At 67.2% G+C, this 23681-nt stretch carries 21 protein-coding genes; 9 read left to right on the forward strand and 12 right to left on the reverse strand.

Features of this window, described 5'->3' with window-relative positions; genetic code table 11:
* Positions 1-77: 77 nt before the first annotated feature.
* A complete protein-coding gene (locus tag ACK6C6_RS02540) occupies positions 78-1151 on the reverse strand; it encodes a DUF5694 domain-containing protein (protein ID WP_409265731.1) in 1074 nt (357 codons plus the stop codon).
* A 144-nt stretch (positions 1152-1295) separates the two neighbouring features.
* Here ACK6C6_RS02540 and ACK6C6_RS02545 point away from each other — a divergent pair, with 144 nt between their 5' ends.
* Positions 1296-1868 carry a DUF7010 family protein gene (locus ACK6C6_RS02545; RefSeq protein ID WP_209587547.1) on the forward strand — a complete coding sequence of 191 codons (573 nt, stop codon included), beginning with the start codon at positions 1296-1298 and terminating at the stop codon, positions 1866-1868.
* Positions 1869-1880: 12 nt separating this feature from the next.
* Here ACK6C6_RS02545 and ACK6C6_RS02550 read toward each other — a convergent pair whose 3' ends face one another.
* A complete protein-coding gene (locus ACK6C6_RS02550) occupies positions 1881-2720 on the reverse strand; it encodes a glycosyltransferase family 2 protein (protein WP_409265733.1) in 840 nt (279 codons plus the stop codon).
* A gap of 55 nt (positions 2721-2775) precedes the next feature.
* Here ACK6C6_RS02550 and ACK6C6_RS02555 point away from each other — a divergent pair, with 55 nt between their 5' ends.
* Positions 2776-4056, forward strand: coding sequence for an O-antigen ligase (locus tag ACK6C6_RS02555; protein WP_292040155.1), 1281 nt, complete (start codon positions 2776-2778; stop codon positions 4054-4056).
* On the forward strand, positions 4046-5791 hold the full coding sequence (gene msbA, locus ACK6C6_RS02560) for a lipid A export permease/ATP-binding protein MsbA (protein WP_409265734.1): 1746 nt from the start codon (positions 4046-4048) through the stop codon (positions 5789-5791). Before ACK6C6_RS02555 ends, msbA begins: the two co-directional genes overlap by 11 nt.
* Before the next feature lie 71 nt (positions 5792-5862).
* On the opposite strand, the gene ACK6C6_RS02565 is transcribed toward msbA, so the two are convergent.
* Positions 5863-8127 carry a family 1 glycosylhydrolase gene (locus ACK6C6_RS02565; RefSeq protein WP_409265735.1) on the reverse strand — a complete coding sequence of 755 codons (2265 nt, stop codon included), beginning with the start codon at positions 8125-8127 and terminating at the stop codon, positions 5863-5865.
* Between the two features lie 233 nt (positions 8128-8360).
* Between ACK6C6_RS02565 and ACK6C6_RS02570 the strand changes: the two genes are divergently transcribed.
* On the forward strand, positions 8361-8600 hold the full coding sequence (locus tag ACK6C6_RS02570) for a hypothetical protein (protein ID WP_409265736.1): 240 nt from the start codon (positions 8361-8363) through the stop codon (positions 8598-8600).
* A 104-nt stretch (positions 8601-8704) separates the two neighbouring features.
* Here ACK6C6_RS02570 and ACK6C6_RS02575 read toward each other — a convergent pair whose 3' ends face one another.
* On the reverse strand, positions 8705-10159 hold the full coding sequence (locus tag ACK6C6_RS02575; protein WP_409265737.1) for a class I adenylate-forming enzyme family protein: 1455 nt from the start codon (positions 10157-10159) through the stop codon (positions 8705-8707).
* A 111-nt stretch (positions 10160-10270) separates the two neighbouring features.
* Between ACK6C6_RS02575 and ACK6C6_RS02580 the strand changes: the two genes are divergently transcribed.
* From ACK6C6_RS02580 to ACK6C6_RS02600, 5 genes are read left to right on the forward strand one after another with little or no spacing between them, the layout of a single operon-like run.
* Entirely contained in the window at positions 10271-11986 is a 1716-nt protein-coding gene (locus tag ACK6C6_RS02580) for an NADH-ubiquinone oxidoreductase-F iron-sulfur binding region domain-containing protein (protein ID WP_409265739.1), read from the forward strand.
* Positions 11983-14784 (forward strand): formate dehydrogenase subunit alpha, encoded by a 2802-nt coding sequence (fdhF, locus tag ACK6C6_RS02585; RefSeq protein WP_409265740.1) that lies wholly within the window; start codon positions 11983-11985, stop codon positions 14782-14784. The genes ACK6C6_RS02580 and fdhF overlap by 4 nt, the downstream gene beginning before the upstream one ends.
* Complete coding sequence (locus ACK6C6_RS02590) at positions 14781-15662, forward strand: formate dehydrogenase accessory sulfurtransferase FdhD (RefSeq protein WP_409265741.1); 882 nt, start codon at positions 14781-14783, stop codon at positions 15660-15662. The genes fdhF and ACK6C6_RS02590 overlap by 4 nt, the downstream gene beginning before the upstream one ends.
* Complete coding sequence (locus ACK6C6_RS02595) at positions 15662-16369, forward strand: ABC transporter permease (RefSeq protein ID WP_409265743.1); 708 nt, start codon at positions 15662-15664, stop codon at positions 16367-16369. Before ACK6C6_RS02590 ends, ACK6C6_RS02595 begins: the two co-directional genes overlap by 1 nt.
* Positions 16366-17019, forward strand: coding sequence for an energy-coupling factor ABC transporter ATP-binding protein (locus ACK6C6_RS02600; RefSeq protein ID WP_209587555.1), 654 nt, complete (start codon positions 16366-16368; stop codon positions 17017-17019). The genes ACK6C6_RS02595 and ACK6C6_RS02600 overlap by 4 nt, the downstream gene beginning before the upstream one ends.
* Positions 17020-17050: 31 nt before the next feature.
* Here ACK6C6_RS02600 and ACK6C6_RS02605 read toward each other — a convergent pair whose 3' ends face one another.
* The 8 genes from ACK6C6_RS02605 to hemF all read right to left on the reverse strand — a co-directional run bounded on the left by ACK6C6_RS02605 (position 17051) and on the right by hemF (position 23661).
* Positions 17051-17689, reverse strand: a complete 639-nt coding sequence (locus tag ACK6C6_RS02605) for a DsbA family protein (RefSeq protein WP_409265745.1) — start codon at positions 17687-17689, stop codon at positions 17051-17053.
* A 45-nt stretch (positions 17690-17734) separates the two neighbouring features.
* The gene (locus ACK6C6_RS02610) at positions 17735-18655 is read right to left on the reverse strand and encodes a CHAD domain-containing protein (protein ID WP_409265747.1); all 921 of its coding nucleotides are present in this window, start codon (positions 18653-18655) and stop codon (positions 17735-17737) included.
* 66 nt (positions 18656-18721) lie between these two features.
* Positions 18722-20194 (reverse strand): ribonuclease G, encoded by a 1473-nt coding sequence (gene rng, locus ACK6C6_RS02615; RefSeq protein WP_209587558.1) that lies wholly within the window; start codon positions 20192-20194, stop codon positions 18722-18724.
* Between the two features lie 95 nt (positions 20195-20289).
* Positions 20290-20907 carry a Maf family protein gene (locus ACK6C6_RS02620; RefSeq protein WP_409265748.1) on the reverse strand — a complete coding sequence of 206 codons (618 nt, stop codon included), beginning with the start codon at positions 20905-20907 and terminating at the stop codon, positions 20290-20292.
* Between the two features lie 13 nt (positions 20908-20920).
* Positions 20921-21391 (reverse strand): 23S rRNA (pseudouridine(1915)-N(3))-methyltransferase RlmH, encoded by a 471-nt coding sequence (rlmH, locus tag ACK6C6_RS02625; protein ID WP_036215824.1) that lies wholly within the window; start codon positions 21389-21391, stop codon positions 20921-20923.
* Between the two features lie 7 nt (positions 21392-21398).
* The gene (gene rsfS / locus ACK6C6_RS02630) at positions 21399-22082 is read right to left on the reverse strand and encodes a ribosome silencing factor (RefSeq protein WP_409265749.1); all 684 of its coding nucleotides are present in this window, start codon (positions 22080-22082) and stop codon (positions 21399-21401) included.
* The gene (locus ACK6C6_RS02635; RefSeq protein ID WP_036215828.1) at positions 22082-22741 is read right to left on the reverse strand and encodes a nicotinate-nucleotide adenylyltransferase; all 660 of its coding nucleotides are present in this window, start codon (positions 22739-22741) and stop codon (positions 22082-22084) included. The genes rsfS and ACK6C6_RS02635 overlap by 1 nt, the downstream gene beginning before the upstream one ends.
* Positions 22738-23661 (reverse strand): oxygen-dependent coproporphyrinogen oxidase, encoded by a 924-nt coding sequence (gene hemF, locus ACK6C6_RS02640; protein WP_409265751.1) that lies wholly within the window; start codon positions 23659-23661, stop codon positions 22738-22740. Before hemF ends, ACK6C6_RS02635 begins: the two co-directional genes overlap by 4 nt.
* Positions 23662-23681: the final 20 nt, after the last annotated feature.

A 23681-nucleotide genomic window follows, 5' to 3' on the forward strand; every position in this document is an offset into this window, starting at 1 on the left:
GTGGGCGGCTCCACCTGACGACAGGATGCAGCCGCAGCTTTAGCGCCGGGTGGAGCCGCCCACCCTACAACTGTGTCTTACCGCAATACCACCGCCGTATCCACCACCCGTACGTCGTGCATCTGGTGCAGGTAGGCTTCCAGGTAGCCCTTGTGCGAGGCCCCCACGACCACCAGCATCCTGCTTCCCGGCCGCGGCGTCAGCGCGTCGCGGATATTCGCCGCCATGCGCAGGTTGCGGGTCTCCCAATAGCCCACGTACTGGCGCCCGAAGCGCGGCGCCGACGGCTCTTCGAGCGCCGCACCGAAATCGCCGGCGAACGCGAGGCGCATCTCTTCCGGCCTGTTATAGGAGCGGTACAGCGCCAGCAGGTCTTCCGGCGTGGCCAGTTTTTCCTGCAGCGCCTCGTTGGTCTTGCGGCGCTGCGTCACCGCCGGGTTGTCCCACGCCTTCTTGATGGCCGCGCCCCAGCCTGCTTCATCCGCGATCATGCGGTCGGCCGTGTGGTCGTCCATCGCGACCACCCGTTCGTGCCCCAGGCGCGCGGCCAGGCGGGCGGCGATCAGGTAGCTTTCGTCGCGCCGGTCCTTCAGCTTGTCCAGCAGTTCCACCAGCGGGCCGTCGAGCCCGTCGCCCGCGCGCCGCTCGGCCTCCGGCAGGCGCAGCCACTGCACGAGCGCCGAGGCGCGCTCGCTGCCCGCAAGGAACACGGCCGCCAGGCGGCGGCGCTGGCTGCCCGAGGGATTCGTGGGCCAGGACGCCAGCAGCTGTTCGGCCTGGGCAGTCGCTTCGGGCACGTCGAGGCCGGTCGCCAGCCGGGCCGGCGCCGGATCCCAGCAGTAGCTCGCGACCGTGTCCTTGTAGCGGCCGGGATAGCGGCGCACATGATCGCACTGCGCCCCCGACAGCGCCTCGATGCTGATCGCATCCGGCTTCCAGGCGGCCAGCCGGTCCTCGAGGCCGCGCAGGGTGGCCGGATCGAAGCTCTTCGGGAAATAGGACAGGTGGGGCGAACCGAGCACCATCACTTCGTTCGCGGGACCCTTGGCCGGGCCCTTCATGGTGGCGGGAGCGAAATCGGGCTGGTAAGCCTGCGCGCTGGCGGCGCCGGAAAACACTGTTGCAAGGAGCAATGCATATATCTGACGCACGTCGATTTCCTTTCTCGGGAATGGGAAGATCGGACGATCATGGCATGCAATTTTCGCAAGATCAATCTATGCATGCCTCGAACACGCAGGGCATCGGTCATGCTATATTTGTGTATGTACAACAATATAACGGGGACCCTGGCCATGCAGACACTGACTCAACTTCGCGCGGATTTCGACGAGCGTTCCAAGGGCTCCATGTCCTTGCCGATTGCCGGCATGCTGGTCTGGTGCATCGTGGGCGTCCTGGGGATACTCCTGCCGCCGAAGGCCGCCATCCTGTCGCTGGTGTTCGCGACCGGTGCGATCTTTCCGCTGGCGATGGCGATTGCCAGGCTGCGTGGTGAACAGTTGCTGGAAAATGCCAATCCGCTGGCCAAGTTGATGGGCGTCTGCGTCCTGATGGTCAACCTGCTGTGGGCAGTACACATTCCTCTGCTGATGCGGGCACCCGAGTTCGTCCCGCTCAGTCTCGGCATCGCACTCGGGCTGCACTGGATGGTCTATTCCTGGATCATCGGCCATCCACTCGGCTATCGCCATGCGATCCTGCGCTCGGCCGGCCTGGTCGCGGTCTGGTTTGCGTTTCCCGCCCACTCCGTCAGCGCATCGGCGGCGGTGGTCGTCGCGGCCTATGCGCTCACGATCGCCGAAATGCGCATGCGCCGCAGTGCGCTCGCCGTCCCGGCGGCTGCAGTAGATAGCATGGGTGCCTGACGAGGGCCGCTCTCATGCCCGGGACGCGGGCTCCCGGTGCTCGCGCAGTCCGCGCACCGCCTGGACCGTCCTGGTCGCAGCCCGCTCCAGCACCACCTTGCGGTTGCTCGATTCCTCGTCGCGCCTGGCTTCCCGGTGCCACAGGTGCAGCACCTCGGTGGCCAGGGCGCCGTCCTTGCGCAGCACGCCGGCATGGAACAGGCGCAGTACCAGGTCGGCATCCTCGTGGCCCCAGCCCACGAAACTCTCGTCGAAACCGTTGACCTTCTCCAGGTCCGCGCGCCAGACGGCCAGGTTGCAGCTCTTGATGCGGCGCCAGCTGAACCGGCGCCGTACCCGGCCGAGGTCGGGCCAGCGCAGCATCGTCTGCAGCACCTTGTTCATGTCGCCGCGCAGGCGGCAGCGCAGGCGGTCCAGCAGGGGCATGCCGGCCACGTCGATGCGTTCGCGCAAGACGCGTTCGGTCAGCGCCTGGCTCAGGAGGATGCGGCTGCCGGCGACCAGGAAGCCCGGCCGCGCCAGCTGCCGGTGGCGCCGGATGAAGTCGCGCTGCGGCACGCAGTCGCCGTCCAGGAAGATGATATAGTTGCCGGTTGCCGCCAGCGTGCCGCGGTTGCGCGCCATCGCGGCGCGGAAGCCTTGGTCCGGCTGCCACACGTGCTTGAGCGGCACGGGCGAGCGCGCTGCCAGAGCGGCGACGGTGTCCCGCGTGTTGGCAGTCGAGCCGTCATCAGCGATAATGATTTCAAAATTCTTGTCATCCTGCATGAAACAGGCCTCCACGACCGCTGCGAGTGCGTCCGGGCGGTTGTATGTGGTGATCACGACAGAGATGGTCGGGGTTTGCTGCATGGAAGTCCAATTAACACGTGCTCAAGCTTGGCAAGAGTATCCCACAAGAACATGAATGAACAATAATCAGACGAAAATCGGGGTGCCGATGCAGCGTTGGATCGGCTTCCTGGTTTTCCTGTTCCCTTTCCTCAGCCTCATTACCCCGTCCGGCATCGGCTTTTCCAGTCTCGTCTTCGTGCTCGCACTGCTGTGTGTGCCGCGCAAGGCGTGGGCCGCGATGGCGCCGCATTGGCGCGAGATCCGCTGGGTGCTGGCGGCCTTCGGCTATTACTTCCTGCTGGCGCTGGCCTTCGTGCTGGCGCGTCCGGAGGCCGACTGGAGCTACCTCGACAAGCCCTCGCGCATGCTCCTGGGATTCAGCGCCCTCATGCTGGTGGTGCTGGCGCGTCCCGCGCGCGCCTGGCTGTGGTGGGGCGTGATCCTCGGCGCCCTGGGCGCACTGCCCTTCATCGCTTGGCAGCGCTTCGTGCTCGATATCTACCGCCCGGGCGGTTGGCTCAATTCGATCACCTTTGGCGATATCGCCTTGTGCCTGGCGCTGGTGGCGCTGGCGGCCGCCATCGACTACCGCCACAGCACCCGCAAGGCGATCTTCCCGGCGCTCGGCGCACTGGCCGGCCTGGGCGCGACGGTCATCAGCGGCACCCGCGGCGGCTGGATCGCGCTGGTGCTGGCGGCTATCCTGTTCCTGACCTACGCGCGCCTGCTGCAAAGCCGGCGCGTGCGCCTGCTGCTGGTCGGCAGCTTCGCGCTGTTCGCCTCGACCTTCTTCATTCCCGCCTTCGGCGTGCAGGAACGGATGGACCAAGGCATGCACGACGTCCAGATATGGCTCGACGGCGGCAGCGCCTTCTCGAACGTCGGCATCCGCCTCGAGCTATGGAAGGGCGCCCGCTACCTGATCGCGGAAGAACCCTGGTTCGGGCGTACCCCCGAGGGCGTACGCGCCGGGCTGCGCGAGCTGGCGCAGCAGGGCAAGGTCCAGGACGTGATCCTCGAGTTCGGCCACCACCTGCACAACGATATCCTGCAGGCGCAGGCGACCGGCGGCGTGTTCGGGCTGCTCGCGTATGCCGGCATCCTGGCCGCGCCTTTCGCGTTCTTCGCGCGCGCCATCGGAGGCGGCTCGCGCCGCGGGATGCCCCAGTTCGCCCCAGCCCTGGCGGGCATGCTGGTGGTGCTCGCTTATTTCGGCTTCGGTCTCACCGAAGTCATCTTCTGGTCCTTGAAGGGCACCATGTTCTACGTGCTCATGGTGGCTCTCCTGATGGGCTTCTGCCTGACCGCGAAAGCCGACGCGCAGGCCGGTATGGAAACACAACGTGGACAATAAATTGGAAAACAAGGTCATCATCAAACGCCTGCTGGCGGTGGTCAAGCCCTACCAGACGCGGGCCTGGCTGGCGCTGCTGTCGATGGCGCTCACCGCCGCCACCCAGCCGCTGCTCGGCAAGGCCCTGCAGCTCTTGATCGACCTCGGCTTCGAGGAGAAGGTGCCGTTCAGCCTGTGGTGGATTCCCGGCGTGCTGGTGTCGATCTTCATCCTGCGCGGCATCGGCACCTTCTCGACCGCCTACCTGAACAACTGGGTCACCAGCCGCGTGCTGAACGACCTGCGCGCGATGGTGTTCGACCGCGTGCTCAGGCTGCCGGTGGCGCGCTTCCATGAAGAGTCGACCGGCAAGATCATCAATGTCGTGGTGAACGAGGTGCGCCAGGTGGTGGACATGCTGCAGTCGGTGTTCGTGGCCTGCGTGCGCGATACCCTGGTCGTGATCGGCCTGCTCGGCACGCTGCTCTACCTGAACTGGAAGCTGACCCTGGTGGCGATCATCGTGATCCCGCTGACCGCCGTGATCGTGCGCACCACCACCGGCCGCCTGCGCCGCCTGAACCGCGAGAACCTGCGCGTGACGGCCGAGCTGACCCAGGTGGTGGAAGAAGCCACGCGCGGCCACCAGGTGATCCGGGTGTTCTCGGGCGAGCGCTACGAGCGCACGCGCTTCCATGCGCGCAGCGAGGCGCTGCGCGGCTTCTCGCAGCGCATGACGGTCGCGTTTGCGGCCACCACCCCGGTGACCCAGATCGCCACCTCGATGGCGCTGTCGCTGGTGGTGGTGCTGGCGATCCAGGCCAACATGACCCAGGGCGAGTTCGTCCAGTTCGTGACCATGATGCTGATGCTGCTGACGCCCATGAAGTCGCTGGCCGAGGTCAACGGCCCGATGCAGCGCGGGATCGCGGCGGCCGAGACGGTGTTCGGCCTGATCGACTCCCCGGCCGAGCGCGATACCGGCACGCAGGAGCTGGGCCGGGCGAGAGGCCACCTGCGTTTCGAGAACGTCTCGTTCCGCTATCCGAACGCGGCCAGCCAGGCCCTGAGCGAGGTTACGCTGGACGTGCAGCCGGGCCAGACGGTGGCGCTGGTGGGCGTGTCGGGCGGCGGCAAGTCCACTTTCGTCAACCTGGTGACGCGTTTCTACGATCCGGAAGGCGGGCGCCTGCTGCTCGACGGCGTGCCTTACCCGGACGTCAAGCTGGCCAGCCTGCGCGCGCAGCTGGCGATGGTGAGCCAGAACGTGGTGCTGTTCGACGACACGCTGGCGGCCAACATTGCCTACGGCGCGGAGAAGATCGACTACGAACGCCTGGCGGCGGCGGTCAGGGCCGCGCACCTGACGGACGTGGTGGCCAAGCTGGAAGACGGCGTGGAGACGCGGATCGGCGAGAACGGCATGCGCCTGTCGGGCGGCCAGCGCCAGCGCGTGGCGATCGCGCGCGCGATCTACAAGGATGCGCCGATCCTGATCCTGGACGAAGCCACCTCGGCGCTCGACAACGAGTCCGAGCGCGCGGTGCAGGCGGCGCTGGAGACCTTGATGTCGGGACGCACCACCATCGTGATCGCGCACCGGCTCTCGACCATCGAGCGCGCCGACCGGATCGTGGTGATGGAACACGGCCGCATCGTCGAGCAGGGGACGCATGCGGAATTGCTCGATGCGAACGGGATGTATGCGAATCTGTACCGGCTGCAGTTCGTGGCGGCCGACGAGGCGAGTTCGTAAGCTACTGGTAACGCATACAAAATTGGGTCCCGGCGAAGGCCGGGACCCAAGTTGTTTTTGACGTTAAAACCTCAGCTGGCGTAATGCGCCGCTTCACCCGGCACTTCCGCATCGCGCCCATGCGCCCGGTCCTGCACCGCTTCCACATACCGGCGCAGCGCATCGTCCAGCGACGGCAGCATCATGGCCCGCTCGCTCGACAGGGCGCTGTATTCCGGCCGGCGCGCCAAGTGGCCGCAGGCCTCGCTCGATACCACTTCCAGCCTGGCGTGATCCACGCCCGCCGCTTCGCAGGCGCGCTTGGCCAGTTCGGCCCAGGTGAGCGCCTCGGCATTGGTCAGGTGCCAGACGCCGCGCTCGCGGTCGATCAGGAGGTCGAGCGAGACGTTGACCAGGTCCGGCACGTAGGTCGGCGAGACCACCATGTCGCCCGCGGCCTGGAAGGGCTGGCCGGCTTCGAGCGCATTGAGTGCCTGCGTGACGAAGTTGTGCCGGTCCCAGGGCCCGAAGAAGGCGCTGGTGCGGATTACCAGGGCCTGCGGGTCGGCGTCCAGCACGCGCTGCTCGGCCTCCATCTTGCTGCGGCCGTACACGCCGAGCGGATTGAGGGCGTCCGACTCGACATAGGGCGCGCCCTTGGTGCCGTCGAAGACCAGGTCGGTGGAGAAGGTCATGAAGCGCAGCTGGTGGCGGATGCAGGCCAGCGCCAGGATCGTCGCGCCCAGCGTGTTCTCGCGCATGCAGCGTTCGGAATCGCCCTCGGCCTCATCCACGCGCACGTAGCCGCCCGCATTGATGATCGCCCACGGCTTGTAGCGCTGGATCGCCGCCTCCACCGAGGCCGGATCGGTGATGTCCATCTCCTGGCGCGTCAGCACGTGGAAGGCCAGGTTGCGGTTCTTGCAGATGCGCGCGTAGGCAGAGCCCAGGGTGCCGGTGGCGCCGGTGATCAGGATCGGCTGCACCACGTTCGACTTGAACTGGCTGCGGATCGCGATGTCGGCCACCGCGGTGCGGGTCGCCACCGGCTTGCAGAAGAAGCGGCCCGGGCGGCGCCACCAGCCTTCGCCCTGCAGCACCGGGTTGCTCAAGGGACGTCCGCTGGACAGTTCGCGCATCAGGGTGGCCACCGCCGTCGGGCGCGGTTCGCCGCCGCGCACGTCGAACGGGCCCGGTTCGTAGTAGCCGCGGCACTCGGTGACCAGGCAGTTCCAGTCGTAGGAGCCGAGGAGGGCCCAGACCGTCACCGCGCGCACGTCGGCGCCCTGCTGGCGGGCGCTGCGCGCCGCGTTCCAGATCTCGAGCAGCCAGCGCATCTGGTCTTCGCGGTTGGCGTCGATGTGCGCTTCGGTGATGGCGATCGGCAGGCCGTAGCGTTCCCAGGTTTCCATCAAGAGCGGTCCGATGCCCGGCGTCGGCGTGGCCAGCGCGCGCGGCGTCTCGATGTCGGCGTGCGGGATGCCGCGGTAGACATGCCGCCGGTTCTCCGGATAGCGCTCCGGACGGTGGTCGAGCCAGCGCTCGCTGGTAGCATAGTAGTTGACGCCGATGATGTCGGGCAAGCAGGGGTTGTCGCGGAACCAGAGCAGCTCTTCCGCGGTGGCGTTCGACTCCAGCAGGTAGTTCCACAGCGCGTGGTGTTGGTCGACCTTCCCGCACAGCAGGTCCCAGCCCAGCCAGCGGCGTTCGTTGAAGAAGCTGACCACTTCCTGCATCTCTGGCGTGCCGTAGGTCTTGGACAGGTCGTCGGTCGCGACCAGCTTGGCGTCCGGGTTGACTTCGCGGATCGCGCGCATCGCCAGCACGGTGGCGCGGCACTCGTTGATCAGGGCGCGGATGAAGGTGGATTCATCGCTGCCGTGTGGGTACCAGACGCCTGCCAGACCGGAAAAGCGCGCCGTGGTCAAAGGTTCGTTGACCGGGGTGTAGTACTCGGCCCAGGGGTAGCGACGGGCTACCGCGCCGGCGTACTCGGCGAGCTTTTCGGGGAAGGCGGGATCGACCAGGCTGGTGTCGCGTGGTCCGCTGCCATGGTGAAGGAGGCCGACGATGGGCGTGACGCCCAGCTGCTGCAGGGCCGGCAGGCGTTCGTCGGACCATGACCAGTCGGCGGACTCGATGCCATCGGGCGCGGTGCGCTCCCACAGCACCGGATAGCGGATGGCCTTGATGCCCAAGGAGGCAAAACGGTCGATGTCCTGCAGGCGCTCGGCGTGGCCGTTGCGCTCCATCTGGCTGAAGTAATTGTCGCGCACGCGGTTGACCGTGCATTCGAGCCCTCCCCAGAGCTCGAGATCAGGGGTGTGGTCCGGCTGGGAAACCATCGGTGTGTTCATGTTATGACCCGCTGTTTGTGAAGACAGCCTAAAGCCTAATGGCCGCATGCGACGAGTTGTGTGAACTAGCCCACATAAAAAGGACATTTCGGACCAGTCCTACATTTGTGGGAAAAATACGCGTTTCGGGCTCTAACTTCTGCTAACTGGAAATTTCTGGAGGCGCCAGAACGTAGCGACCAGTGCGCCGCACGGGGCTCGGAGCGGCGACAATATGCCCATACAAGGAGAACATGATGTACATGGTGTACTGGACAATCGTCGAAGCCGACAAATGCACGCCGCACCAGAAGCTGTTCGAGACCACGGCCATGGTGGAGGCGATGCAGTACATGGAAGTGCTGCGCACGCGCCAGCGCGAGGGGGAGGGCGTGCGCTTCATCACGATGTCGTCCGAGCATCCGGACCTGGTCGGCCATCCGGGCGTGGACGTGACGGGGCCGGACTACAACTGGAAGAAGCGGCGCCGGTAGGGTGGGCGGGTTTCCCGCCCACGCGGCGATAGTTAGCAGCAAGATCATCGAGCACGAAATCGGAGCCGATAGCGATCACCGCGTGGGCAGGGAACCTGCCCACCCTACGAAAGCCGGCTCTTCAATATCTTGCCGCTCGGCGCTGCCGGCAGCGCATCCATGAACACGATGCGCGACGGCCGCTTGTAGGGCGCCAGGCGCGTGCGCAGCCAGTCCTGCAGCGCTTGCGCATCGACCTCTCCCGCAGCCTCCACGAAGGCCACCACCTCTTCCTCGCCGCCGCCCGCGGCGCGGCCGACCACCGCCGACTGCAGCACGGCCGGATGGCTGTTGAGGGCGGTTTCCACTTCCAGCGGATAGACGTTGAAACCCGAACGGATGATGAGTTCCTTCAGGCGACCGGCAATGAAGAGCGCGCCGTCCTCGCCCCGGGTCGCGACGTCGCCGGTGGCCAGCCAGCCGCCGGGATGCAGGGTGGCGCCGGTTTGGGCCGGATCGCGGTAGTAGCCCGCCATCACGTTCGGCCCGCGCACCCACAGCTCGCCCGTCGCCGCGTCGATGCGCACCTCGACCCCGGGAATCGGATGGCCCACCGAGGTGTCGCCGCGCGGGGCGTCCAGGCGCGTTTGCGAAACGGTCGGACCGCTCTCGGTCAGGCCGTAGCCGTTGTGCAGGGGCAGCCCGAACACGCGCTCGACCTCGCGCTTGAGGGCCGGATCCAGCGGCGAACCGCCGGCGTAGCAGAAGCGCAAGCGCGACCGGACCGGTTCGCCCGCAGCGAGCGCCAGCAGGCGCGCATACATGGCCGGGACACCCTGCACGATGCTCAGCTCGCCCGCACGGATTTGCGCCAGCAGCGCCTCGGCGGAAAAACGCGGCATCAGGTGCAGGCAGGCGCCCGCGTACAACGTGCCGAGCATGACCGAGCTGAGTCCATACACGTGCGAGATCGGCAGCACGCCGCTGGCATGGTCGGAAGGCTGCAGGCCGCGCAGAAGGCTCGAAGTGGCGGCGACGAACAGCAGGTTGGCATGGGTCAGCATGACGCCCTTGGGATGGCCGGTGGTGCCGGTGGTATAGACCAGAGCCGCCACCTGGGCGCCGCCGGGAGACACCGGCTCCGGCAGGGCGGCGGGGTCGAGCGGCCCGGCCATCAGCTCGCCGCATGCCGCCGCGCCGTCGCACCTGGCATGGGCCAGCGCATCGTTCGATGCCGCCGTGGTGTAGAGCACCCGGCGCGGCGTGCTGTGGGCGCGGATCGCGGCCAGTTCGCCCTCGCTCAGGCGGGCATTGACGTTCACGCTCCAGGCGTCGAGGCTGGCGACGGCGAACAGCAGGGCCACCTGGGCCATGCAGTTCTCGCTCACCAGCATGACGCGGTCGCCGGGGCGTACGCCCAGCGCGCGCAGCAGGGCGGCGTAGCGATCCGTTTCGCGTTCCAGTTCGGCATAAGTCCACCGCTGTCCGCCTTCGGCGAGCGCTGGGGCTTGCGGTGACCGTGCGGCATGGATGCGGACGAGGTCGGAAATACGGGAGGGCAGGGCGGCGGGATCGATCATGGGCGGCTTTATACCCCTGCCGCGCACGCCAGGCAAGCGTTCCACCGTGCGCCGCCGGGTTTATACTCATTGCAACCGGCGACAGATCCGGACCACAACAGGGATGTCCACATGAACCACCCCATCATTCCGATCGCCCGCATTGGCGACAGCGGGGGCGCCAGCCGCCAGCGCAAGCGCGAGGCGCCCAAGGGCCGCCAGGTCGACCCGCAGGCCTTGCGCGAGGTGCAGGCGCTCCTTGGCGGCATGCCGCGCCGCCGCGACCTGCTCATCGAATGCCTGCACCTGCTGCAGGACGGCCTGAAGGCGCTGCCGGCCGCCCACCTGGCCGCGCTGGCGCAGGAGCTGCGCATGGCCCAGGCCGAGGTCTTCGAGGTCGCCACCTTCTACCACCACTTCGACGTGCTGCGCGAGGGCGAGGCTGCCCCGCCCGCATTGACGGTGCGCGTGTGCGACAGCCTGTCCTGCGCGATGGCGGGCTCGAACGAGTTGCTGGCGCGCCTGCCGGCGCTGCTCGGCGCCGAAGTACGCGTGCTCCCGACGCCCTGCATCGGCCGCTGCGAACAGGCGCCCGCGGCCGTGGTCGGCCAGCACCCGGTGCCGCAGGCGACGCTCGACGCGGTGCTGGGGAAGGTCGCCACAGGACAAGTGCGGCACCAGCCGGAGCCCTGGCTGGCGTACCAGGACTACCGCGAAGCGGGCGGCTACCGCCTGCTGGCCGACTGCATGGCGGGCCGGCGTCAGGTCGACGATGTCCTCAAGGAGATGGAGGCGTCCGGCCTGCGCGGCCTGGGCGGCGCGGGTTTTCCGGCCGGGCGCAAGTGGCGCCTGGTGCGCGAGCAACCCGGCCCGCGCCTGATGGCCGTGAACCTCGATGAAGGCGAGCCCGGCACCTTCAAGGACCGGTACTATCTCGAACGCGACCCGCACCGCTTCCTGGAGGGCATGCTGGTGGCGGCCTGGGCGGCCGGCGTCGAGGCGGTCTACATCTACCTGCGCGACGAATACCACGGCTGCCGCGCCATCCTCGACCATGAGCTGAAGCGCCTGTTCGCGGCGCCGCCGGGCGAGGGACTGCCGCAGGTGCATGTGCGCCGCGGCGCCGGCGCCTACATCTGCGGCGAAGAGTCGGCGATGATCGAATCGATAGAAGGCAAGCGCGGCATGCCGCGCCTGCGTCCTCCCTACGTGGCCCAGCAGGGACTGTTCGACCGGCCGACCCTGGTCCACAACTTCGAGACGCTGTACTGGGTGCGCGCCATCCTCGAGAACGGCGCGGCCTGGTTCGCAGGGCAAGGCCGCAACGGGCGGCAGGGGCTGCGCTCGTTCTCGGTCTCGGGGCGGGTGCGCGAGCCGGGCGTCAAGCTGGCCCCGGCCGGCATCACGGTGCAGGAGCTGATCGACGAGTATTGCGGCGGCATGATGGAAGGGCACCGCCTGTATGCCTACCTGCCGGGCGGCGCCTCGGGCGGCATCCTGCCGGCCTCGATGAATGCGATCCCGCTCGACTTCGACACCCTGCAAGCCTACGGCTGCTTCATCGGTTCGGCGGCGGTGATCGTGCTGTCGCAGCACGACAGCGCGGTGGCGGCGGCGCGCAATCTGCTGGCCTTCTTCAAACACGAGTCCTGCGGCCAGTGCACGCCCTGCCGCAGCGGCACCGCCAAGGCGCTGGCGCTGATGGACCAGCCACGCTGGGATACGCCATTGCTGGGCGAACTGTCGCAAGTGATGCGCGATGCCTCGATCTGCGGCCTGGGGCAGGCGGCGCCGAATCCCTTCGATTGCGTGATCCGCTACTTCCCGCATGAACTGGAGGGCGCATGAACGCCAGCATCCCCACCGTGCGCTTTGCGCTGAACGGCCGCGAGGTCGAGGCTCTGCCGCAGGAAACCCTGATCGAGGTCGCGGCGCGCGAAGGCGTCGATATACCGCGGCTGTGCTACAAGGAAGGCCTGGAGGCGGTCGGCAACTGCCGCTCCTGCATGGTCGAGATCGACGGCGAGCGCGTGCTCGCGCCTTCGTGCTGCCGCCATCCGAGCGCCGGTATGAAGGTCACGACCGACAGTCCGCGCGCACTGGCCGCCCAGAAGATGGTGCTCGAGCTCTTGTTGTCCGACATGCCCGAGGCCGAGTACACCCGCAGGAACGAAGTCGACCTGTGGGCGGAAAAGCTCGGCATCGAGAAGCCGCGTTTCACGCCAAGCCGCCGCCAACCGCAGCGTGACGCGACCCATGCCGCCATCACCGTCAACCTGGATGCCTGCATCCAGTGCACGCGCTGCGTGCGCGCCTGCCGCGACGAGCAAGTCAACGATGTGATCGGCCTGGCCTTCCGCGGGCAAGAGACCAGGATCGTGTTCGACCAGGACGACCCTCTTGGCGCAAGCACCTGCGTGGCCTGCGGCGAATGCGTGCAGGCCTGCCCGACCGGCGCCCTGATGCCGGCGCGCGGGGTGGCCCTCGACATTCCCGACAGGCAGGTCGATTCGGTCTGCCCATACTGCGGCGTCGGCTGCCAGCTGACCTATAACGTCAAGGACAACAAGATTCTCTACGTCGAAGGACGCAACGGCCCGGCCAACCTGGGCCGCCTGTGCGTCAAGGGCCGCTACGGCTTCGACTATGCACACCATCCGCACCGCTTGACCCGCCCGCTGATCCGCCGCGAAGGCGTGCCCAAGTCGGGCGACTTCACCATGGACCCGGAGCGCGTGCTGGAGGTGTTCCGCGAAGCGAGCTGGGAAGAAGCCCTCCTGCTTGCCGGCGGCAGGCTGGCGGGCATCCGCGATGCGCACGGTGGCGCGGCCCTGGCCGGCTTCGGCTCGGCCAAGGGCAGCAACGAGGAAGCCTACCTGTTCCAGAAGCTGGTGCGCACGGGTTTCGGTACCAACAACGTCGACCACTGCACCCGCCTGTGCCACGCCTCGTCGGTGTCGGCCCTGCTGGAAGGGATCGGCTCGGGCGCGGTGTCGAACCCGGTGATGGACGTGACGCGCGCCGAGGTGATCGTCATCATCGGCGCCAATCCGACCGTCAACCACCCGGTTGCCGCGACCTGGATCAAGAATGCGGTCCAGGCCGGGGCGAAACTCATCGTGATGGATCCGCGCCGTTCGGAGCTGGCGCGGCACGCGCACCGCTACCTGCAGTTCAAGCCGGACACCGACGTCGCGCTGCTCAATGCGATGATGCACGTGATCGTCAGCGAAAAGCTGGTCGACCAGGACTTCATCGCCAGTCGCACCATCGGCTATGCCGAGCTCGAAGCCAATGTGGCCGAGTACAGCCCGGAGGCGATGGCGCCGATCTGCGGCATCGATGCCGAGACCATCCGCTACGTGGCGCGCCTGTACGCCACCTCGCAGGGTTCAATGATCCTGTGGGGCATGGGCGTGTCGCAGCACGTGCACGGCACGGATAACGCACGCTGCCTGATCGCGCTGTCGCTCATGACCGGCCAGATCGGCCGTCCCGGCACCGGCCTGCATCCGCTGCGCGGCCAGAACAACGTGCAGGGAGCGTCCGACGCCGGCCTGATCCCGATAATGCTGCCGGACTACCAGCGCGTCGACAACCCGGCGGCGCGTGCGCGCTTCGAGCAGGCCTGGGGCGCCACCCTCGACCCGAAGCCGGGCCTGACCGTGGTCGAGATCATGGATGCCATCGATGCCGGCCAGATCCGCGGCATGTACATCATGGGCGAGAACCCGGCCATGTCCGACCCCGACGCCAACCATGCGCGCGCCGCGCTGGCCGCGCTCGAGCACCTGGTGGTGCAGGACATCTTCCTGACCGAGACGGCCTACCTGGCCGACGTGATCCTGCCGGCATCCGCCTTTCCGGAAAAGACCGGCACCTTCACCAATACCGACCGCCTGGTCCAGCTGGGCCGCCAGGCAATCGACCCGCCGGGCGAGGCGAAACAGGACCTGTGGATCATCCAGCAGATGGCGAAGCGCCTGGGCCTGAGCTGGAACTATGGCCACGTGTCGGACGTGTTCGACGAGATGCGCCACACCATGGCCAGCATCGGCGGCATCACCTGGGAACGCCTGCAGCAGGAAGGCGCGGTGGTCTATCCCTGCATGAACGAAGGCGACGTGGGCCAGCCGGTGGTGTTCACCGAGCTGTTCCCGCGCGAAGGCGGCAGGGCGCGTTTCGTCCCGGCCGACATCATCCCGGCCGACGAGCGGCCCGATAGCGACTACCCGATGGTCCTGATCACGGGCCGCCAGCTCGAGCACTGGCATACCGGCAGCATGACGCGGCGCGCCACGGTGCTCGATGCGATCGAGCCCGATCCGGTGGCGCTGGTGCATCCGCTCGATCTGGAACGTATGGGCATCCAGCCGGGCCAGCCCATCACGATCAGCTCGCGCCGCGGCGAAGTGGTCCTGTACGCACGTGCCGACGACAGTTCGCCGGTGGGCGCGATCTTCGTGCCCTTCTGTTATTACGAAGCGGCGATCAACCGCCTGACCAATGCGGCTCTTGATCCGTTTGGAAAGATTCCGGAGTTCAAGTATTGTGCCATCAAGGTGACGCCCGGCGGCGAAGTCGCGCCGCAGGGAAGCTACGGTGGCGGCCAAATATTGGCGGGCATGGCACAATTGGCAACATGAACTGCCCTGACTTGCCCCGTTATCGTCCTGTCCTGTCCGAGGCGCACGCCTGCCTGACGCAGGAGGTCACGGCCGTGGACGAACGCGGCCGCCCCTCCAGCATCCACATTCCCGCCGAGCGCCCGCTCACCGTGTACGTGGACAAGCGCGAGATCGTCACCCTGATGACCCTGGGCGGCGCGCCCGAAGCCCTGACCCTGGGCTACCTGCGCAACCAGCGCCTGGTGCGCACGCTCGAGGACATCGTCTCGATCCAGGTCGACTGGTCGGTCGATGCGGTGGCGGTCGTGACCCGCAACGGCATTCTTGATATCGAGGAACGCACCGCGAAGAAAGTCGTCACCACGGGCTGCGGGCAGGGTTCGGTGTTCGGCGGGCTGATGGACGAGGTCGACCAGATCACGCTCCCGATCGACGCGCGCCTGCCGCAGTCGGTCGTCTACCGCATCGTCGAGCTGATTCGCACCCAGCAGTCGGTCTACAAGCAGGCCGGGTCGGTGCACGGCTGCGCGCTGTTCTCGCACGATGGGGAATTGCTGTACTTCGTCGAAGACGTCGGCCGCCACAACGCGGTGGACGCCATCGCCGGCCTGATGTGGCTCGACGGCCTCGAGGGAGGGGACAAGGTGTTCTACACCACCGGGCGCCTGACCTCCGAGATGGTAATCAAGGGCGCCCAGATGGGCATTCCTTTCCTGCTGTCGCGCTCCGGCACTACCCAGATGGGCCACATGGTGGCGCAGCGGGTCGGCATGTCGCTGCTGGCGCGCTGCTCGGGCAAGCATTTCCTGCTGCTGGCCGGGCACGAGCGCCTGGTGTTCGAGCCGGAGTTGCTCGAGCCGCTCAACGCACCATTCCACGCGCCAAAGCACGCCTGATGTCCCTGCTGGACGCAACGATGCACGCCTTCGCGCTGCTGTTCAGCGGCGACGAGGCGCTATGGCGCATCGTCTGGGTCTCGCTCAAGACCAGCATCCTCGGGTTGCTGCTGGCGGCCCCGCCGGCGGTCTTCCTCGGCTACGTCATCGCCATGCACCGCTTCCCGGGACGGCGCATCGCCATCTGGCTGGCCCAGGCCGCGCTGTCGCTGCCCACCGTCCTGATCGGCCTGCTGCTCTACCTGCTGTTGTCGCGGCGCGGCCCGATGGGCGGTCTCGAATGGCTGTTCACCCAGGAAGGCGTGATCCTCGGCCAGATGGTGATCGGGCTGCCGGTGCTGCTGGCGTTTACTCTGGCGGCGGTGCAGGCGGCCGACCCGCGCTATGCCGAGACGGCGATCGCCCATGGCGCTTCGCGCTGGCGCGTGATGGTCACGGTGCTGCACGAGGCGCGCTACGGCGTGATGGCCGCCGTCATCAGCGGCTTCGGCCGCGTGATCTCGGAAGTCGGCTGCGCGCTGATGGTAGGCGGGAACATCGAAGGGCAGACGCGCACCATCACCACCGCCATCGCGCTGGAAACCAGCAAGGGCGAGTTCGCGCAGGGGATCGCGCTGGGCATCGTGCTGGTCTCGCTGGCACTCCTGATGAACGGCGCGCTGGTGCTGCTGCAGGGCGAAGCCCACACGGCGGGAGGAGGCCGGTGAACCCGCTGCTGACCCTGCACGGCCTGCGCAAGCGCCACGGCGAGCGCACGCTGTTCGAGATCGAGCAGCTGGCCATCGAGGCGGGAACGGCCTACGTGCTGACCGGCGTGAACGGGGCCGGCAAGTCGACGCTGCTGCGCATGCTCGCCGGCCTGGAACGCGTTGACGCCTGCACGGTCGACTTCGATGGCCGCAGCATGCCGCTGCATCCTTATCCGCAAGCGCTGCGGCGCGCGATCGTGTTCGTGCACCAGCACCCGATCATGTTCTCGACCAGCGTCGCCCACAACATCGCCTACGGCCTGCTGGCGCGCGGCGAGAGCCGGCGCAGCGTGGCGCCCATGGTCGAGGACGCGATGGCCTGGGCCGGCGTGGCGCACCTGCGCGACACCGATCCTGCACGCCTGTCCGGCGGAGAGAAGCAGCGCGTGGCCCTGGCCCGGGCCAGGGTGCTGCAGCCGCGCCTGCTGCTGCTCGACGAACCCACGGCCAACCTCGACGGCCCGGCGCGCGAGCAGGTCATCGAGCTGATCCCCACCTTGCTCGAGCAGGGCAGCAGCGTGGTGATGGCCTGCCACGACCGCGACCTGATCGGGCTGCCCGGCATCCACCGCCTGAAGCTGCGCGACGGGCGCCTCGAATACCGCTGACACCCGCCGGGCCCCGGTCCCTGCGCGGCAGCTAGCCGGCTGATTCTCCCAAGGCCTGCCTGAGCGCCGATTCCATCGTCTCGTAGGGCACGGCGCCGCGCACCCCGAAAGCCTGTTCCCAGCCGGCGCCTGCCGGGCGGAACACCATGATCGGCACGCCGGCCACGCCGAGCGAATAGGCCAGCTGCTGGTCCGCGTGCACTGCGGCGGTATGGCGGCCGCTCTCCAGCGCCTCGAGCAGGCTCTGCCGCTCGACACCGCTTTCGGCGCCAATGTCGGCCAGCACGGCAACATCGCCGATGTCGCGGCCGTCCTCGAAGAAGGCGCGGAACAGCGCCTCGTGCATGGGGTCGAAGCGGCCCTGTTCGCGGGCGTGGGCGACGGCCTCGAAAGCCAGGCGGCTGCGCGGCTGCACCGGCGGCAGCTTGAGCGTCATGCCGCGCTCGGCCGCCATCGGATACACCGAACGGTTCCAGGTCGTGTGCAGGTATTCGCCGTCCGGGTCGAGCGTGGGCTTGGGATCCGGGCGCAGCTCGAAGGCGCGCCAGACCACCTCGACTTGCCCTTGGTACTGCTCCTGCAGGCGCCGGATCGGCGGCAGCTCGAGGTAGCAGAAGGGGCAGACGTAGTCGCTCCAGACGTCGATGCGGATGGGGGCAGATGGGTTCATGGACCCATGCTACACCGCGGCCGGCCAGCGCCGCGCGCGGCATGCTTACGCGAGCTTCAGGCGCGCGACCTTGTCGAGCGCCTCGCGCAGGCCGTGGACAGAGGCTGATGCAGCTCCGCCAACCCAGCCGCGCGCATACGCGCCATCGTGCGCGTGTCCGTGGTTTTCGAGCTCGGGCAGCAGCCGGCTTGCCACCGCCAGGTCGTTCAGGTGGCCGAGCCGGTCCTGCACGCTGGAGAGGCACTTGATATAGCCCTTGACCTCCTTTTTCGGCAGCAGGTCACGGAAGAATTCGGCCGCATAGCGCGCCTTCTTGGCGGCGATGCGCACCCGGTGCCGGGCCGGTGCATCGTTTTCATCGAGCGCTTCTATGCGCCTACGCAGGCGCTTTTGCGCCTTGCGGATTAGCGGCACCAGGCCGTCCAGGGCCGGCCGGGCCAGCGGGTCGTCCTGCGGCAGGCCGGCGCCAGGGCGCCACTGGCGGCCGTGCAGCCAGCCGTTCATCTGCAGCATCAGCTGGGTATAACGCTCCGAATGCAGGGTGGGCAGCAGGTTCTTGTGCAGGGCGCGCGCATGGTCCTGCGCAGCCGCCTGCAGGGCGTGGGTAGCGATGCCGTTGATCGTCAGGAGGGTGGTGCCGGCCAGTACGTCCCAGTCGCGCGTGGCGCCCAGTTCGCTCGCCAGCCAGTCGAGCTCTTCCCGGAGTTCGGGCGGCAGCGGCGCCAGTTCGCGGAACATGTCGAGCAGGGCGCGCAGGCGGCGCAGGCCGACGCGCATCTGGTGCAGGCTCTCGAGGTCCTGCGCCAGCACGCCGGGAACGTTGGCCTCGATCTGCGCCATGCAGTTCAGGCCGATGCATTGCAGCGCGTCTTCCATGCGCATCTTGCGCTTCAGGCGCACCCGCGCGGCCTTCACCGGCGCCGGGGCCTCGTCTTTTACCAGCTTTACTGTGGTTTCGGTGTTCATCGGGCGCCCTGATGTGCTCATGTGGAGCACATCATACCCGCCTCGAGTTTGGCAGCCGCCCGATTGTTACATCAGGATCACGTCGTATTGTTCCTGGTGATAACCCTTTTCTACCTGCAAGGAAATGCGCTTGCCGATGAAGTCCCCCAGCATGGCCAGGTGCTGCGATTCCTCTTCCAGGAACAGGTCGACCACTTCCTGCGAGGCGACGATGCGGAACTCGCGCGGATTGAACTGCTTGGCTTCGCGCAGCAGCTCGCGCAGGATCTCGTAGCAGATCGTGCGCGAGGTTTTCACTTGCCCGCGGCCAGCGCAGGCCGGGCAGGGCTCGCACAGGATGTGGGCCAGCGATTCGCGGGTGCGCTTGCGGGTCATCTCGACCAGGCCGAGGGCCGAGAAGCCGCTCACCGAGACCTTGGTGCGGTCGCGCGCCAGGGTCTTCTTGAGTTCCGCGAGCACGGCGTTGCGGTGCTCGTTGTTCTCCATGTCGATGAAGTCGAGGATGATGATGCCGCCCAGGTTGCGCAGGCGCAGCTGGCGCGCAATGGCGTGGGCCGCTTCCAGGTTGGTCTTGAAGATGGTGTCGGCGAAGTTGCGTCCGCCGACGTAGCCGCCGGTGTTGACGTCGATGGTGGTCATCGCCTCGGTCTGGTCGACGATCAGGTAGCCGCCGCTCTTCAGGTCGACGCGGCGGCCCAGCGCGCGCAGGATTTCTTCCTCCACGCCGTAGAGATCGAACAGCGGACGCTCGCCGGTGTAGTGGGTCAGGCGCGACAGCACGCTCGGCGTGTAGACCTGCGCGAACTCGACCAGCATGTTGTAATTCTCGCGCGAGTCCACCTGGATGGTCGCGGTCTCGTCGTGCACGAAGTCGCGCAGCACGCGCTGGGCCAGGTTCAGGTCCTGGTAGAGCAGGGAAGTGGGCGGCCGGGTGCGCGCGCCCTGCTGAACCGCGGCCCAGGTCTTGCGCAGGTAGTCGACGTCGGCCGCCAGGTCGGCGTCCGAGGCTTCCTCGGCCTGGGTGCGCACGATGTAGCCGCCTTTCTCTTCCTTCGGCAGCATGTTCGCGAGGCGGGTGCGCAGGTGTTCGCGGTCGGCTTCCTTCTCGATCTTCTGCGAGATACCGATGTGATGGTCCTGCGGCAGGTAGACCAGCATGCGGCCGGCGATCGAGATCTGGGTCGACAGGCGCGCGCCCTTGGTGCCGATCGGGTCCTTGATGACCTGCACGGTCAGCACCTGGCCGTCGAACAGCAGCTTCTCGATCGGCGTGGGCGCGGCCAGGGCCCCGTTGGGGCCTTCGTGGTTGCGCGCTTCCCAGATATCGGCGACGTGCAGGAAGGCCGCGCGTTCCAGGCCGATGTCAATGAAGGCCGACTGCATGCCCGGCAGGACGCGCACGACCTTGCCGAGATAGACATTCCCCGCCAACCCGCGCGTGAGGGTGCGCTCGATGTGCAGTTCCTGCACAGCGCCCTGCAGGATCAGCGCCACGCGCGTTTCCTGCGGGGTGATGTTGATGAGGATATCTTCGTTCATGGCCGGCCGTGCAGTATTGTTCAGAGCGACATCATACACGGGCGGCGTAATTCGTAGGCAGGCGGTTCGCCGCCGGCCCACGGATAAGCGGACGGTCAGACGTTGTAGCCGGCTTTGCGGAGAAGCTGGGCCGTCTCGAAGATCGGCAGGCCCATGATCCCCGAATGGCTGCCTTCGATATGCTCGACGAACAGCGCGGCCAGGCCCTGGATGCCGTAGCCGCCCGCCTTGTCGTAGGGTTCCGGTGTGGCGCAATAGGCCCGGATCTGGGCCGGACTGAGCGTAGCGAAGCGTACGTTCGACACCTGGGTGACCTGTTCCGCCACGCGCTCGGCATGGACCGCCACCGAGGTCAGCACCTGGTGGGTGCGGCCGGACAGGCGCTCGAGCATGGCCACGGCTTCCTTGTTGTCGGCCGGCTTGCCGAGGATCTCGCCGTCGATGGTGACGGTGGTGTCGGCAGTCAGGATGGGACGCAGCGGCTGGCGGCGCATCTGCAGCATGTTCCAGGCGAACGCGCCTTTCTCCTTGGCCACGCGCGCCACATAGGCGTGCGGGTCTTCGCCGGGTAGCACGTCTTCGCTGACGTCCACGCCGCGCGCCGGGTCGCTGCGCAGCATCAGCAGCTCGAATTCCACGCCGACCTGGCGCAGCAGTTCGCGCCTGCGCGGGCTCTTCGAGGCGAGGTAGATTTTCTTGTCGGTGGGTTTCATGGATGGCGCGGATTCAGACGCGATGGTACGGGTGGTTCTGGGTGATGGACCAGGCACGGTACAACTGTTCCGCCAGCATGACGCGCACGATTCCGTGCGGCAGCGTCATGCTGGAGATGCGGATCATGCCTTCGGCGCGCGCCTTCAGTTCGGGATCGAGCCCGTCGGCGCCGCCGATCAGGAAGGCGGTATCGCGTCCGTCCTGCTGCCAGTTCTCCAGCATCCGGGACAGGCCGACGCTGGTCAGGTCCTTGCCGCGCTCGTCCAGCGCGATGATGCGCACGCCTTTCGGCAGGACGGCCTCGATGCGCTCGCGCTCGAGCGCCATCGCGGTGGCGGCGGTCTTGCTGCCGGAGCGCTCGACCGGCTTGATTTCCTTGAGCACGATGCGCAGCTCGGGCGGCATGCGCTTCGTGTATTCGCCGAACCCGGATTCGATCCAGGCCGGCATCTTGTGCCCGACCGCGGCAATGATCAGCTGCATAAAAGGCTTACTCGGCGGCCTTCTTCACGCGGCGGATCACTTTTTTCACCGGCTCTGCGTCGGCAGGGGCTGCGGCCTTCGGGGTACGCTTCGGCGGCTTGGCCTTGGTGGCTTCGACGGCGGCGACTTCGCTCTTGCTCGGTGCGACCTTCACGGTCTTGCCGGTCGGGACCTTCTTGGCGGCCGGCTTCTTGGCGGCGGTGGTGGTCTTGGCGGCAGCGGCCTTGCGCGCGGCAGGCTTGCGCTCGTTGACCGGCTTGGCTTCCGGCTCGTCCTTGTTGGCGGCCAGGTGCTTCGACTTCGGTTTGGATTCGGCTGCTTCGGCCGCTTCCGGCGTCGACTTGCGCTTGGCCGCGCCCAGCTTGACCGGCTTCTCGCCCCAGATTTCTTCCAGGCGGTAGTACTGGCGGATGGCCGGCTGCATGATGTGGACGATCATGTCGCCCAGGTCGACCAGCACCCATTCGCCGGTGTCTTCGCCTTCCATGCCGACCACGTCGCCGCCTGCTGCCTTGACCTTGTCGCGTACCGAAGCGGCCAGTGCCTTGGTCTGGCGGTTCGAGGTGCCCGAGACGACCGCGATGCGGTCGAACAGGCTGGTCAGGTGCGTCGTGTCGAATAGGACGATCTCCTGGCCCTTGACGTCTTCGAGGGCGTCAACGACGAGGGTTTGCAGTTTCTTGATATCCATTAGCTTTTATATAAGTTATGTTGTTGAATATAGTCTAGCACTTGCGGCGGAACGAGCGCGCCAAGGTCGGTGCCTCGGTCCGCGCCGGTCCGCAAGGTGTTTCGGACTTGGGTGGCGGAAATATCAACCGCCAAAGTGTGAGCCAGGCAAACCTTGCCATGCGGCGTGGCGCGCACTTCCGCGGGTGTCGCCAGCCGTCCCGCGAGTGCCGACGCCACGCCAGGGGGCAGCTTGTCCTGGTCCAGTTCATAGCCCGGGCGTGCCGCCACGCCCAGGTTCGCGAGCGTGAACAGTTCCTTCCAGTCGCGCCAGGTGTCGAGCTTCTGCAGCTGGTCGGCGCCCATCAGGAAGACGATCGAGGCGTCCTCGCCGAGTTCGGCGCGCAGCCCGCGCAGGGTCTCGACGGTGTAGGTGGCGCTGCCGCGTTCGATTTCCTGCAGGTCGATCGTGACGGCGAACGCTTGGCCTCCGAAAGCCAGTTCGAGCATCTCGATGCGCTGGGAATCGCTGGCCTGCAGGGCGCTCTTCTGCCACGGCCGCGCAGGCAGGATGCGCAGCTGGTCCGGCTGAAGGAGTTCGGCAAACAGCGCGGCCAGCGCGACGTGGCCGTGGTGTACCGGGTCGAAGCTGCCACCCAGCAGGGCAATGCATTGACTCACGAATGTGGTCCCGCTGCCAGCCAGTCGCGGTGGACGAGGAAGTCGGTATACAAGGCCGCTTCCGGGCTGCCCGGTTCCGGGTGCCAGTCGTAGCGCCATTTCACGATCGGCGGCATCGACATCAGGATCGCCTCGGTGCGGCCGCCCGACTGCAGGCCGAACAGGGTGCCGCGGTCCCACACCAGGTTGAACTCGACATAGCGTCCGCGGCGGTAGGCCTGGAAGTCGCGTTCGCGCTCGCCGTAGGGCGTGTCCTTGCGCGCCTGCAGGATCGGCAGGTAGGCATCGAGGAAACCGTCGCCGACCTTGCGCACCATCGCGAACGCATCGTCGAAACCGGTTTCGTTGAAGTCGTCGAAGAAGATGCCGCCCACGCCGCGCGGCTCCTTGCGGTGCTTCAGGTAGAAGTACTCGTCGCACCACTTCTTGAAGCGCGGGTGCAGGTCGGCGCCGTAGGGCGCCAATGCGTCGTGGCAGACCTGATGGAAGTGGCGCGCATCGTCCTGGTTGCCGTAGTAGGGCGTCAGGTCCATGCCGCCGCCGAACCACCAGACCGGGTCTTTTCCTTCAGCCGTGGCTTCGAAGAAGCGCACGTTCATGTGCACGGTCGGGGCGTAGGGGTTGCGCGGGTGCAGCACCAGCGACACGCCCATCGCTTCCCAGGCCCGGCCCGCCAGTTCCGGACGCGCGGCCATGGCCGAGGGCGGCAGGCTGGCGCCGGTGACGTGCGAGAAGTTGCAGCCGCCGCGCTCGAACACATTGCCTTCTTCGATCAGGCGCGAGATGCCGCCGCCGCCTTCCGGGCGCTCCCAGGTATCGACCAGGAAGGGTTTGCCGTCGATGTCTTCCAGGGCGCCGACGATGCGGGACTGGAGCTCGAGCAGCCAGGTCTTGATGGCGGACGGGTCTAGGATGGTCATGCGTTCAGGGTGGGCGGCGA

The organism is Massilia sp. BHUDP2, from assembly GCF_046236355.1.
Classification (GTDB): Bacteria; Pseudomonadota; Gammaproteobacteria; order Burkholderiales; family Burkholderiaceae_D; genus Telluria; species Telluria varians.

Bases quoted from the DNA above. Each gene is read 5' to 3' on its own strand.
- ACK6C6_RS02545 (WP_209587547.1), top strand. From the start codon at position 1,296: ATGCAGACACTGACTCAACTTCGCGCGGATTTCGACGAGCGTTCCAAG.
- ACK6C6_RS02550 (WP_409265733.1), bottom strand. From the start codon at position 2,720: ATGCAGCAAACCCCGACCATCTCTGTCGTGATCACCACATACAACCGC.
- ACK6C6_RS02555 (WP_292040155.1), top strand. From the start codon at position 2,776: ATGAACAATAATCAGACGAAAATCGGGGTGCCGATGCAGCGTTGGATC.
- ACK6C6_RS02565 (WP_409265735.1), bottom strand. From the start codon at position 8,127: ATGAACACACCGATGGTTTCCCAGCCGGACCACACCCCTGATCTCGAG.
- ACK6C6_RS02570 (WP_409265736.1), top strand. From the start codon at position 8,361: ATGATGTACATGGTGTACTGGACAATCGTCGAAGCCGACAAATGCACG.
- ACK6C6_RS02575 (WP_409265737.1), bottom strand. From the start codon at position 10,159: ATGATCGATCCCGCCGCCCTGCCCTCCCGTATTTCCGACCTCGTCCGC.
- ACK6C6_RS02580 (WP_409265739.1), top strand. From the start codon at position 10,271: ATGAACCACCCCATCATTCCGATCGCCCGCATTGGCGACAGCGGGGGC.
- fdhF (WP_409265740.1), top strand. From the start codon at position 11,983: ATGAACGCCAGCATCCCCACCGTGCGCTTTGCGCTGAACGGCCGCGAG.
- ACK6C6_RS02590 (WP_409265741.1), top strand. From the start codon at position 14,781: ATGAACTGCCCTGACTTGCCCCGTTATCGTCCTGTCCTGTCCGAGGCG.
- ACK6C6_RS02595 (WP_409265743.1), top strand. From the start codon at position 15,662: ATGTCCCTGCTGGACGCAACGATGCACGCCTTCGCGCTGCTGTTCAGC.
- ACK6C6_RS02605 (WP_409265745.1), bottom strand. From the start codon at position 17,689: ATGAACCCATCTGCCCCCATCCGCATCGACGTCTGGAGCGACTACGTC.
- ACK6C6_RS02610 (WP_409265747.1), bottom strand. From the start codon at position 18,655: ATGAACACCGAAACCACAGTAAAGCTGGTAAAAGACGAGGCCCCGGCG.
- rng (WP_209587558.1), bottom strand. From the start codon at position 20,194: ATGAACGAAGATATCCTCATCAACATCACCCCGCAGGAAACGCGCGTG.
- ACK6C6_RS02620 (WP_409265748.1), bottom strand. From the start codon at position 20,907: ATGAAACCCACCGACAAGAAAATCTACCTCGCCTCGAAGAGCCCGCGC.
- rlmH (WP_036215824.1), bottom strand. From the start codon at position 21,391: ATGCAGCTGATCATTGCCGCGGTCGGGCACAAGATGCCGGCCTGGATC.
- rsfS (WP_409265749.1), bottom strand. From the start codon at position 22,082: ATGGATATCAAGAAACTGCAAACCCTCGTCGTTGACGCCCTCGAAGAC.
- hemF (WP_409265751.1), bottom strand. From the start codon at position 23,661: ATGACCATCCTAGACCCGTCCGCCATCAAGACCTGGCTGCTCGAGCTC.